Here is a 12,324-nt window from a genome sequence, read left to right as displayed (position 1 = left end):
GACAGACCTGACGTGACCACCCAGACCGCACCCCCGTCGCCGCCCGCCGCCGCGCCGGCCGCCCGGAACGCGGCCGCGGCCCTCCTGCTCGGCCCGGCCCGGCGCACCGCGCTGCTCACCGCGCTCTGCTTCGCGGTGATGTGCGCCATCGGCCTGCAGGGCTGGACGTCGGTGTCGCTCGGCGGCTTCGACCTCGGCATCTTCGACCAGGGCGTGCGCGGCTACGCCCACTTCGGGCTGCCCGTCTCCTCGCTGAAGAGCTACCACCACGAGTTCCCGCCCGGCTTCTCGCTGCTGGGCGACCACTTCTCGCCGGTCCTGGCACTGCTCGCGCCGCTCTACTGGATCTGGGACGACTCGCGCTCGCTGATCATCGGCCAGTCGCTGCTCTTCGCCGCCGGGGTGCCGCTGATCCGGCGGATCACCGCGCACGCCTTCGCCGCCGCCCAGCCGCGCACCGCCCGGCGGGCCGCCGACCTGGCCGGCCTGGCCTACGCGCTCGGCTGGTCGCTGCTGGTCGCCGCCCGGGTCGGGTTCCACGAGGTCGCCTTCGCCGTGCCGCTGACCCTGCTGATGCTGGAGCGCGGCCTGGCCCGCCGGTACGGCCCGGTGGTGCTCGCCGCCGTACTGCTGTGCTGCACCAAGGAGGACCTCGGCCTGATGGTCGGCGCGTACGGGCTGGTGCTGCTGCTGCGCACCCGCCGTACCGGGGACCGGGCGGGCCGCTTCACCGGCCTCGGGCTGCTGCTGGGCGGGCCGGTCGCCTCGGCCGCCGCGATCACGTGGCTGATCCCGGCGATGGGCGGGGAGCCCGGCTACTACTGGAACTACACGGCGCTCGGCGCGGACGGCGGGGACGCGCTGCGCCACCTGCTGCACAACCCGTTCCTGCTGGTGCAGACGGCCTTCGACCAGCCGCTCAAGCCGCTGCTGCTGCTCTGGCTGTTCGGGACGACGCTCCTGCTGCCGCTGCGCTCGGCCACCGTGCTGTGCGCGGTGCCGTTGCTGGCCGAGCGGATCCTGTCCAGCAACCCCAACCACTGGTCGATCGCCCGGCACTACGACTCGCTGCTCTGGCCGATCCTGCTCACCGCCGCCGTCGAGGTGCTCGGCCGGCTGAGCAGCGCCGAGCAGCCCGCGCGGACCGTCCGGCGGGCGCGGCGGCTCGGCCTCGGCACGGCCGGCATCGCGCTGGTGGCCGCCGTACCGATCGGGCTGCTGCAGCTGGCCGTACCGGCATCCTGGGAGGCCAAGCCGAGCGAGGCGGCGCTGGTGCGGGCGGCCGCGCTGATCCCGGACGGGGCCTCGGTGGAGGCGGACAACCAGATCGCGCCGCGGCTGACCGCCCGGACGGACGTGGTGCTGGTGGACGGCACGCCGCGCGGGCGCGAGTACGTGCTCACCCGGTCGAACAAGCGCTCCTTCCCGTTCGCCACGGACACCGAGCAGGCCCAGCGGATCCGGCTGCTGCTGGAGCACGGGTACCGGCAGCTCTGGGCCGAGGACGGCGTGGTGCTGCTGCACCGGGAGAGCGGCGAGCCCGTGCCCGGCGAGCACGTGCCCGGCCCGGGCAGCAAGCCGGTCCAGGACATGGTCCCGTCCGACGTGGGGCACGACCTCTTCCGGGGCTGACCTCTTCCCGGGCCGGCCTCCGGGCTGACACCGGACACGGCCGAGGGCCGGTCGGAGAACTCTCCGGCCGGCCCTCGGATCGTGTTGGGGCGCGGGTCAGGGGCGGTCGGCGTAGGAACCGCTCTGCTGCGAGCCCTGGGGCGGGACGGCGCCGTAGCGGCCGGGCCGCCGGCCGTGCGGGTGCCGGGTCAGGTTGTAGCCGAGGACGCCCGCCAGCGCGGCCAGGAAGCCGCCGCCGATCGTCCAGTACCAGCGGCTGTTCCAACCGGAGAACCAGCCGGTGTACCAGTGCTCCTCCTCCGCCACCGGGGCGGCGGCCCTGGCGGTGCTCGCGCCGCCGCCGACCGGCGGGACCAGCGGGGCCTTCAGCTCCCCGCCCTCCGGCTGGGCGTTGTCGGAGTCGCCCTTGGCGGCGACGTGCAGCTGGACGGAGGCGGCCAGGCCGAGGTCCGGCTGCGGGACGTCGGTGACCGACAGCCGCACGTAGTAGGTGCCGGGCAGCGGGTCGCCGGACCACGGCTCGGCCCAGGTGCGGACCTCGCGCAGGGCGCAGTCGAGGGCCACCGTGGTGGCAGCCTGGTCGGCGGTGGCGTTCTGGGTGCCCGCGGTGCAGGCCTGGCGGCGGCGCAGGCCGTCGAAGACCTCGACGGACCAGGTCTGCGGGCCGTGCCGGTCGGTCGCGGGGGCCAGATTGACGGACAGCTTGACCGTCGGGGTCTGACCCTCGGAGGCGCCGAACGCCCAGTACAGGTAGTCGCCGGTGGAGGCGGCGACGTTGGCGTCCTGGCCGGGGGAGAGGTTGACCGCGGTCAGGAAGGAGGTGCCGGCCTTGGTGGCCGGGGCCGGGGTGCCGCTCGCGCTGGCCGAGGGGGACGGCGCGGCCGTGGCGGCCGGCGCGCCCATGGCGAGGGCGGGCAGCAGGGCGAGGGCGGCGAGGGCGCCGCGAGTCGTCGTACGCATGGTCAGTTCTCCCGCCAGACGGCGATCCGCCACCGTGCGATCCAGCCGAACAGCAGACCGAAGACCAGGCCCGCCAGGGTGAGGGTGAGCAGCAGGATCCAGCCGCGGCCGAGGCCCATCGCGGCGCCCTCGGGGGCGGGCGAGGAGGAGGCCAGGTCGACGGTCAGCTCCAGCGGCAGGCCGGGGTCGGCCTGTACGCCGGCCTGCGGGGCCAGCGAGTTGCTGACGACCAGGCAGACGCTGGTCGCCGGCTTCTCCTTCGACTCCTTCGACGAGGAGGTCGGGCTCGCGGTGACGTAGCCCTTGGAGTCGTCGGTGGACCAGCGCAGGCCGGTGGAGATCACGTCGGTGCGGCTGCTGCCGGCGTCGGTGCCGCGGACCAGTTCCTGGCCGGTCGCGCTGGTGGCCTGCAGCAGGACGCCGTAGTCCCGGGCCACCGGGCGGTCCAGTGCGACGCTGACGGAGGCGCGCAGCTCCTGGCCGGCCTTGACCGGGACCTTGTAGACGCGGTGCTCGGAGAACTTCTCGCGGTCGGTGTAGACACCCGGGGCGAGCACCGGGGCGCTCTCGCACTTGTCGGTGCCGGAGGTCTTGACCGGGGCCACCGTGTAGGTGTCGTTGGAGCGGTCGACCAGCTGCTTCACCTTGTCGGTGAGCTGCTGCGGGGTGCGGACGTCGGTGTAGGAGCCGCCGGTCGCGTTGGCGATGCAGAGTAGCTGCTGGCGGGTCTTGTCGTCGTGGGCCAGGCCGAGGGTGTCGACCACCAGGTGGATGCCCTGGGAGGCGAGTTCACGGGCGACGTCGCAGGGGTCGGGCGGGGTGCAGGTGTCCTCGCCGTCGGTGATCAGCACCACGCGGCGGGTGGTCTCGCCCTTGCCGAGGTCCTGGGCGGCGCCGCGCAGGGCCAGCCCGATCGGGGTGAAACCGGTGGGCCGCAGGGTGGCGACCGCGGTCTTGGCCTCGACCTTGTCGGTCTTGCCGACCGGGAACAGCTGCTTGGTGTCCTGGCAGCCGAGGTTCTTGTCGTTGCCGGGGTAGTTGGCGCCCAGCGTGCGGATGCCGAACTCGGTCTCCGCGGGCAGCGCGTCGATCACCTCGTTCAGCGACTGCTGGGCCACCGAGATGCGGCTCTTGCCCTGGATGTCGGTGGCGGTCATGGAGCCGCTGACGTCCAGGACGAGGTCGACCCGGGGGGCCTCCTTCGGTGCGGGAGCGGCGCCGGCTGATGGTTCGTCGGCGTGGGCGGGCAGGCCGAGGAGCAGCGAGGCGCCCGTTATCGCCAGGGCGGCCAGCAGGCTGCCGAGCCTGGTCTGTGGTCGTCGTCCGGTAGTCACCCGGCCGATCCTAGGGATCATCAGTTCGCCATGGCGAAACGAGTCCGGACCGTACGTCGGTCCGATCCGGCGTGAACTCCGGCGCGCGGACGAGGAATCCGCACGCCGGCGCGGCCCGGAACCGGCCGGGCGGCGGCCGGGCGGCGGCTGGGGTGGGCACCCCGGCGGGTCCGGCAAAAACGGACACACCGCAGGTAACAGTCCATCCACACGGATAGTGCTCGTTAGGGTGACGAACCAGGGGTGCCGGCGCCGTCGCCTCGCAACGCCGCCGCCGGCTGACCCTCCCCGCCTGACAGCCGCCCCGATCGGCATCCCCCGGACGGCGGCACCGGGCACCCCGCGACCCCCAGGACGGTCCGTGGCGACACCCTCCGCCGTGACGAGATCCGCCGCCCGGCCGAGCCGGCCGGTGCCGACCAGGCGCACCACCGAGCTCGTCCTGGTGCTCGTCGCCGTCCTGACCGCCGTGTTCGGCTACGTCGAGGTCGGCGTCAACCTGGACGGCACGGCGCCGGCCGACGCGGCCGAGTACGGCGCCGCGCTCGGCGTGCTCGCGCTCGCGGCGCACGCCGTCGTCCGGTGGCGGGCCCGGTACGCGGACCCGCTGCTGCTGCCGATCGCGGTGCTGCTGAACGGGATCGGCCTGGTGGTGATCTACCGGCTCGACCGGGCCGCCCCGGGCCGCGCCGCCGCCTCCACCCAGCTGCTCTGGTCCGCCCTGGGGGTGGCGCTGTTCATCGCGGTGGTGCTGCTGGTGCGCGACCACCGGCGGCTGCAGCGCTACGCGTACATCGGGGCCCTGGGGGCGTTGGTCCTGCTGGTGCTGCCGATCTTCTTCCCGCCGGTGTACGGCTCCCGGATCTGGATCGTGATCGGGCCGCTCTCCTTCCAGCCGGGGGAGTTCGCCAAGATCCTGCTGGCGGTCTTCTTCGCCGCCTACCTGGCCGTGCACCGGGACGCGCTGGCGCTGACCGGCCGCCGGGTCCGGCGCCGGCAGCTGCCGCGCGGGCGGGTGATCGGGCCGGTCCTGCTGATCTGGGCGGCCTTCGTCGGCGTGCTGGTGCTGGAGACCGACCTCGGGACCTCACTGCTGTTCTTCGGCCTGTTCGTGGTGATGCTCTACGTGGCCACCGCGCGCACCGGCTGGATCGCGATCGGGCTCGGCCTGGCCGCGGTCGGGGCGGTGACGGTGGGCCGGCTCTCGCCGCACGTGCACAGCCGGGTCGCGGACTGGCTGGACCCGCTGGGCTCGATCGCGGCGGGCCGGGGCGCCAACCAGATCGCCCAGTCGCTGTTCGCCTTCGCCTGGGGCGGCGAGCTCGGCACCGGGCTGGGCAACGGGCACTCGGTGCTGATCGGCTTCGCCGCCAAGTCGGACTTCATCCTCGCCACCATCGGCGAGGAACTCGGCCTGACCGGGCTGATCGCGGTGTTCCTGCTGTACGCGGTGCTGATCTCCCGGGGCTTCCGGACCGGCATCGCGCTGCGCGACCCGTTCGGGCGGCTGCTGGCGATCGGCCTGGCCTCGATCGTCGGGCTGCAGGTGTTCGTGGTCGCGGGCGGGGTGCTGGCGCTGATCCCGCTGACCGGGATGACCATGCCGTTCATCGCCCAGGGCGGCTCCTCGGTGGTCACCAACTGGATCATCGTCGCGCTGCTGGTGCGCATGAGTGACACCGCTCGGCGGTCCCGCATGAGCGATGTCGCTCATCGGTCCCTCATGAGTGACACCACTCAGGGCCCCGCGCCCCATGAGGAGGTCTGATGGCGCGCCGACGGCCGAGGGGCAACGGACCGCAGGGACTGCCCGGCATCTCGGTCACCGGGCGCCGCGCGGGCACCTTCTGCCTGCTGCTGGTCGCGGCGCTGTGCGTCCAGGCCACCCGGGTGCAGGTGTTCCAGGCCGACGACCTCGACCACAACAGCGCCAACCAGCGGCTCACCGTCGAGCGGTACGCCCAGCCGCGCGGCGACATCCTCGTCGGCTCGGAGCGGGTGACCGGCTCCGAGCCCACCGGCGGCCGGTACGCGTACAAGCGCAGCTACACCGACGGCCCGACCTACGCGGCCGTCACCGGCTTCGCCTCGCAGGCGTACGGCAACACCCAGCTGGAGGGGACCGAGGACGACCTGCTGACCGGCACCGACGGCCGGCTGGCCGGCTGGGCGATCTGGGACGCCGTCGCCCGCAGGCAGAACCCCGGCGGGGACGTGTACACCACGCTGAACCGGGCGGCCCAGGAAGCTGCGGTGCGCGGGCTCGGCGCGCAGAAGGGCGCGGTCGCCGCGATCGAGCCCGCGACCGGGCGGATCCTGGCGCTCGCCAGCACGCCCTCCTACGACCCCGGCGCCTTCGCCGGCTCCGCCGCCGCCGACCAGGAGGCCTGGAACCGGCTGCAGGCCGACACCGACCAGCCGATGCTCAACCGGGCGCTGCGCCAGACCTACCCACCGGGCTCGACCTTCAAGGTGGTCACCGCCGCGGCCGCGCTCGCGAACGGCGTGGTCACCGACATCGACGCGCCGACCGGGGCGCCCTTCCCGTACGTGCTGCCCGGGACGACCACGCCGCTGGTCAACGACACCCCGGCCTGCGACCGGCCCGGACTGTCGCTGGACGCCGCGATGACCGCCAGCTGCAACAGCGTGCTCGGCTACCTCGGGGTGCGCACCGGCCTGGACCGGATGGTGGCGATGGCCGGGAACTTCGGCTTCAACGACGCGAAGCTGGACATCCCGGTGCGCGCGGCCCGGTCGAACGTCGACACCAGGATGGACGAGTCGCAGCTGGCGCTCTCCTCGATCGGCCAGTTCGACACGGCGGCCACCCCGCTGGTGATGGCGATGGTCGCGGCCGGGGTCGCCAACGACGGGACGGTCATGCGTCCACAGCTTGTGGACAAGCTGACGAAGAGCGACGGCACCGCGGTGCAGCTGATGAAGCCCGCGACGTACCGGCAGGCGATGACGCCGGCGGTGGCCGCGCAGGTGCGCAGGCTGATGACCGACGTGGTGGAGAACGGGACCGGGGGCAACGCCCGGATCGGCGGGGCGGTGGTCGGCGGCAAGACCGGGACGGCCCAGCACGGGGTGGACAACAGCGAGACGCCGTACGCCTGGTTCATCTCCTGGGCCGAGCCGGCCGGCTCGGACGCGGTGCCGCCGGTGGCGGTGGCCGTGGTGGTCGCGGACAGTGACGCCACGGATGTCACGGGTGGCGCCCTGGCCGCGCCGATCGCCCGCTCGGTGATGCGGGCGGTGCTCGGCGGCTGACCCCCCTCGGTGCCGCTGAGCTGCTGCTTTAGCGGCCCGATGGCAGATGCGCCGTTTGCGAAGTGTCCGGTTTGTACAGCGATATGCTCCGTTTCGTACAATGCGCTGATCCGGACTGTTCGTTTGCGACACTGGTGCTTTCGCCGGGTACTGTCCCATCTTTGTTCGGTTGGTCCCTGATGACACCCCCGGGTGTCCCGGGTGGCCGGCCGCCAGGACACCCTCCCCTGCCCAGAAGGACCGCGGTTTTGGCCAGCAACACCATTGGTGCGCGTCTGCTGCGACGCAAGCCCGTCTCGTCACTGATCGCGGAGAGCGAAGGGCGCGACGCCCTTCCGGCCGGCGCGCCCGAGGAGGGTGGACGCTCCGGCATCCACCTGCGCCGCTCGATCGGCCTCTGGCAGCTGTCCGCGATCGGCATCGGCGCCACCATCGGCACCGGCATCTTCTTCGTGCTGAACACCGCGGTGCCCTCGGCCGGCCCGGCCGTCATCCTGTCCTTCGTGATCGCCGCGGTCACCGCCGGACTCACCGCGCTCTGCTACGCCGAGATGGCCTCCGCGATCCCGGTCTCCGGCTCCTCGTACTCCTACGCCTACGCCACCCTCGGCGAGGGCGTGGCCTTCGGTGTCGGCATCTGCCTGCTGATGGAGTACGGCGTCTCGGCCTCCGCGATCGCGGTCAGCTGGGCCGAGTACCTGAACAAGTTCCTCGACCTGGCCTTCGGGTTCAAGATCCCGGAGCAGCTGTCCGGTGCGCCGGACGGCACCCACTGGTTCAACCTGCCCGCGCTGCTGCTGGTCGCGATGGTCTGCGTCCTGCTGATCCGCGGCGTCAGCGAGTCGGTGAAGGTCAACGCGGCCATGGTCGGGATCAAGATCCTCATCCTGCTGCTGTTCATCGGCATCGCGCTCACCGGCTTCCACTCCGGCAACCTGAGCCCGTTCATGCCGCTCGGCATCGGCGGCGTGCAGGTCGCCGCGTCCAGCATCTTCTTCTCCTTCATCGGCCTGGACGCCGTGTCCACCGCCGGCGAGGAGGTCAAGAACCCGCGCCGCACCCTGCCGATGGCGATCATCATCTCGCTGGTGGTGGTGACCCTGCTCTACATCCTGGTCGCCCTGGCCGGCATCGGCGCCCAGCCCTGGCAGAAGTTCGACGGCCAGGAGGCCGGCCTCGCCCAGATCCTCCAGGACATCACCGGCCAGAGCTGGCCCGCGATGGTCTTCGCGGTCGGTGCGATCCTCTCGATCTTCAGCATCACCCTCGTGGTGATCTACGGCCAGACCCGCATCCTGTACTCGATGGGCCGCGACGGCATGCTGCCCAAGCGCTTCGCCGAGCTCTCCCCGCGCACCGGCACCCCGGTCTGGAACACCCTCGTGGTGGGCCTCGGCGTGGGCGCGCTGGCCGCCTTCGTCCCGCTGAACGTCCTGGCCGACATCACCAGCCTCGGGACGCTCATCGCCTTCTCGGTGGTCTCGATCGGCGTGATCGTGCTGCGTCGCACCCAGCCCGACCTGCCGCGCGGCTTCAAGGTGCCCGGCTACCCGGTCGTCCCGCTGGTCAGCGTCGGCTTCTGCGTCTACCTGATCACCGGTCTGCACGCCGACACCTTCCGGGCCGGGGGGATCGCCCTCGCCGTCGCCGTGGTCGTCTACTTCGGCTACAGCATCAAGCACTCGCGGCTGGAGCAGGCAGAGCGGGAGGCCGTCCCGGCGGACCGCACCGCCGGCTGACCGGCAGACGAACCAGACGTGAAGGGCCGCCGACCGGTACGACATCCGGCGGCCCTTTTCGTGCCATCACCCGCCCAGTGCCCGACGCCATGGCGACAGGGCCGGGCCCGCACCCATAACCTTCCACCATGGTGAGCACCCGCACGCCCGGCTTCTCCCGCCCGCGCGGCCGCTTCACCGGCCGCCGCAGAACGCCGGCCCAGTCCATCGCGACCGAGACGTCGTCCAGACCCGGACGACCACCGAGAGGCTTCTCCGTCCGGCCGTTCCCCCGACAGCGTGGCGAGAGCACCTTTCCGCCCACGCCCGATCGACTGAATCCCGCCAAGCTCGCCTCGATGCGGACCGTCCAACTGCTCGGCTGCCTCATCGCGGCCGGCTGGGCCGGAGCCTTCCCGCTCGTCTCCGACCTGGCCAACCAGCGGCTGTGGGGCCTGATCGCGGCCCCCGCCTACCTCCTGGCCGGTCTGCTCTGCCTGACCCTGCCGCGCCGCTTCGCGGCCCACGCCGGCGCCGCCGTCGCCCTCGTCGGCGCCGTCCTCGTACCGCTCGGACTGCTCGCCCTGCACGGCCGCCACCAGTCCGAGGTCATGGTGGTCGAACGCTCGGCCCACCTGCTGCTCACCACCGGCGACGCCTACCTGCCCCACCCGGTGGTGGTCACCGACTACAACCCGTACCTGCCGGCGATGGCCCTGTTCGGGCTTCCGCGCCAGTTGCTCGGCGACTCCACCGCCTTCGCCAAGGTCGTCGGGGACGCCCGGATCTGGTTCGCGCTGACCTTCTTCGTCTGCCTGCTGGCCGCCTGGCGGCTGCTGCGGCCCGCCCGCCCCGTCGGCGGCGCCCCGCGCGCGCCCCTGCTGCCGCTGGCCGTCCTCACCGCCTCGCCGCTGATAGCGCTCGCCCTGGCGGTCGGCGGGGTGGACCTGCCGCTGATCGGCGTCTGCTGCCTGGCCATGGCGCTCGCCGAGCGGGACCGCACCGTCGGCGCCGGACTGGTGCTCGCCCTCGCCTGCACCCTGAAGTGGACGGCCTGGCCCGCCCTGCCGGTCGCCGTCCTGCTGCTCTGGCGGCTGTACGGGCGCCGGCCCGCCGCCCGGACCGCGCTGATCGGGGTCGGGGTGAGCGTGGCCGTGATCCTGCCGTCCGTCCTGACCCAGTCGGACGCGCTGCGCGAGCAGGTGGTGCGCTTCCCGCTCGGGATGACCGCGATCCGCACCCCGGCGGGCAGCCCGCTGCCCGGCAAGGTGCTGGCCGGCTTCGGGCCGACCGGGCACGCCATCTCGCTGGCCCTGATGACCGTGGCCCTGATCGCGGTGGCGATCTGGCTGCTGGCCCGGCCGCCGGTCTCCGCGATCGCCGCCGCCGACCTGCTGGCCGCCGGGCTCGCGATCGCCTTCATGCTCGCCCCGGCCGGGCGGTTCGGGTACCTGGCGCTGCCGGTGGTGCTGGTGATCTGGCCCCGGCTGGCGGCCCGGCGCTGGAGCAGCCGGCGCCCGGCGCCACCCGGCCGGGTGCCGGACGTGCCGGAGCCCGCCCTGCCGCGAGGCTGAGAGCGGGCTCCGTACGGGGGACCAGCCGTGGGTCAGTGGCCGGCGGCGGCCTTCAGGAGGGAGGCCACCGCCGGGCCCGCCGCGTCGACGCCGTGGCCGCCGCCCTGGACCTCGGCGGCCACCGCGATGTTGCCGCGGAAGGCGGTGAACCAGCTGTTGGTGGTGGACGCGCCCTGGACCTCGGCGGAGCCGGTCTTGGCGCCCGCGTTGTCGGTGATCCCGGCCATCACGTCCTTGGCCGTGCCGCCGATGGCGGTGGCGTTCATCATCGCGCGCAGCTTGGCGGCGACGTCAGGCGAGATCTGGCGGGCCGCCGCCTGCTGCGGCAGGCCGGCGACCAGGATGGGCTGCTTGAACGCCCCGCTCTGGACGGTCGCGGTGATCGAGGCGATCGCCAGCGGGTTCATCTGGACCTTGCCCTGGCCGATGTAGTTCATGGCCTGCTCGTCCTTGCTGCCCGGCGTCGCCGGCACCTTGCCGTCGGTGTTCGGCAGGCCGGTCTTCCACTCCAGGCCGATGCCGAACACGTCCTTGGCGGTGGAGGACAGCGTCTCCGGCTTGAGGCTGGTCAGGCCCTGGTTGATGAAGGCCGTGTTGCAGGACACCATGAAGTCCTGCTGGAGCGTGTTGTTCGGGAAGGCGCCGGGGAAGTCGTTCGGGATCGCCACCGAGTTGCTGCTCTTCTCCGGGCAGGGCACCACGGTGTCCGGGTTGACCCCGGCCTCCAGCAACGCCGCCGAGGTGACGATCTTCATCGTCGAGCCCGGCGCGAGCAGCCCGGCGAAGGCCCGGTTCTGGCCGTTGGCGGGCGAGTTGGCGAAGGCCAGCACCTGACCGGTGCTCGGCTCGATCGCCACGATGGAGGCGGGCTTGCCGCCCAGGTCGGTCATCGCCTTCTCGGCGGCGGCCTGGACGGTGTTGTCGAGGGTCACCTTGAACGGCTTGCCGGGCTTCGGCTCGACGATGGTGAACAGCTTGTCGGTGGCGCCCTTGCCGGCCGGGTCGCTGATCACCACGGCCTTGCCCGAGTCCTGGTCCTTGGCCGGGTCCGGCGGGAGCAGCTTCTGGGCGTTCTCCTGGATGCTGTTCATCAGCGCCGGGGTGAGCGAGGCGCCCTGCAGCGGCTTGCCGTTGCGGTCCACCACGGTGGACGGCGGGGCGAAGACCTGCTGGACGGCGATGGTCTCGTTGCCGGACAGGTGGGGGTGGATCACCGACGGCGCCCAGTGCACGGCCGGGGTGTTGTCGCTCATCTTCACGACGCCCAGGAAGCCCTGGTAGTCCCAGGCCCGGTTGGTGCCCTCGAACTCGGCACGGGCCTTGAAGCTCATCAGCGTGCCGGTGGGCCCGGGCGTGGCCGAGGCGGACGGCGAGTCGCCGGCGCCCGGGGTGCCGGCCGCGGACGGCGTCGCGGAGGCCCCGGCGGAAGGCTTGGCCGGAGCGGGGGTGCCGGTGGCGGCGGCGAAGACCTGCTGGGTGGTCGGACCGGTCGGGGCGAGCGTCAGCGCGCTCGGCTTCACCTGGTCCCGGAAGGCGGTCAGCGCGGTGGTGGCCGCGGCCGGGTCGTCGGTCAGCGAGGCCGCCTTGGCGATGTCGCCGGCCGCCCAGGCCGCCAGGAAGTCCTTCGCGCCCGACGCCGCCTGGTCGGCCGACGGCGGTTCGGCGACCACCGTACGGGCCTTCTTGCCCCCGGAGTCGGAGTCCGAGCCCATCAGGCTGTACGCGCCGTAGCCGCCGCCCGCGAGGACGGCGATGGACACGCCGGTGATGATGCCGATCTTCGCGCCACTGCGCATGGTGCAGGTCCCCCAGGGGTCTCGCGGCCGGGCG

General features: G+C 73.0%; 8 protein-coding genes. 5 read left to right on the top strand and 3 right to left on the bottom strand.

What is annotated here, in order from left to right:
• Positions 1–12: 12 nt before the first annotated feature.
• Complete coding sequence (locus ACZ52R_RS07985) at positions 13–1,632, top strand: DUF2079 domain-containing protein (RefSeq protein ID WP_465753116.1); 1,620 nt, start codon at positions 13–15, stop codon at positions 1,630–1,632.
• 96 nt (positions 1,633–1,728) lie between these two features.
• On the opposite strand, the gene ACZ52R_RS07980 is transcribed toward ACZ52R_RS07985, so the two are convergent.
• Together ACZ52R_RS07980 and ACZ52R_RS07975 are read right to left on the bottom strand one after the other, a co-directional pair.
• On the bottom strand, positions 1,729–2,592 hold the full coding sequence (locus ACZ52R_RS07980) for a peptidase (RefSeq protein WP_465753114.1): 864 nt from the start codon (positions 2,590–2,592) through the stop codon (positions 1,729–1,731).
• Positions 2,593–2,594: 2 nt separating this feature from the next.
• Entirely contained in the window at positions 2,595–3,926 is a 1,332-nt protein-coding gene (locus ACZ52R_RS07975) for a VWA domain-containing protein (protein ID WP_396287947.1), read from the bottom strand.
• Between the two features lie 379 nt (positions 3,927–4,305).
• Here ACZ52R_RS07975 and ACZ52R_RS07970 point away from each other — a divergent pair, with 379 nt between their 5' ends.
• From ACZ52R_RS07970 to ACZ52R_RS07955, 4 genes are all read left to right on the top strand, one after another.
• The gene (locus ACZ52R_RS07970; protein WP_465753112.1) at positions 4,306–5,694 is read left to right on the top strand and encodes an FtsW/RodA/SpoVE family cell cycle protein; all 1,389 of its coding nucleotides are present in this window, start codon (positions 4,306–4,308) and stop codon (positions 5,692–5,694) included.
• Positions 5,694–7,202 carry a penicillin-binding transpeptidase domain-containing protein gene (locus tag ACZ52R_RS07965; RefSeq protein ID WP_465753110.1) on the top strand — a complete coding sequence of 503 codons (1,509 nt, stop codon included), beginning with the start codon at positions 5,694–5,696 and terminating at the stop codon, positions 7,200–7,202. The genes ACZ52R_RS07970 and ACZ52R_RS07965 overlap by 1 nt, the downstream gene beginning before the upstream one ends.
• 179 nt (positions 7,203–7,381) lie before the next feature.
• Entirely contained in the window at positions 7,382–8,941 is a 1,560-nt protein-coding gene (locus ACZ52R_RS07960) for an amino acid permease (RefSeq protein WP_465616668.1), read from the top strand.
• Positions 8,942–9,279: 338 nt separating this feature from the next.
• The gene (locus ACZ52R_RS07955; protein WP_465753108.1) at positions 9,280–10,494 is read left to right on the top strand and encodes a glycosyltransferase family 87 protein; all 1,215 of its coding nucleotides are present in this window, start codon (positions 9,280–9,282) and stop codon (positions 10,492–10,494) included.
• 32 nt (positions 10,495–10,526) lie between these two features.
• On the opposite strand, the gene ACZ52R_RS07950 is transcribed toward ACZ52R_RS07955, so the two are convergent.
• Positions 10,527–12,290, bottom strand: coding sequence for a penicillin-binding transpeptidase domain-containing protein (locus ACZ52R_RS07950; protein WP_465616672.1), 1,764 nt, complete (start codon positions 12,288–12,290; stop codon positions 10,527–10,529).
• Positions 12,291–12,324: the final 34 nt, after the last annotated feature.

It is taken from the genome of Kitasatospora sp. NPDC034023 (assembly GCF_055575795.1).
Note: the sequence above shows the minus strand (reverse complement) of the source record. Positions and strands in the feature narration are given on the sequence as shown.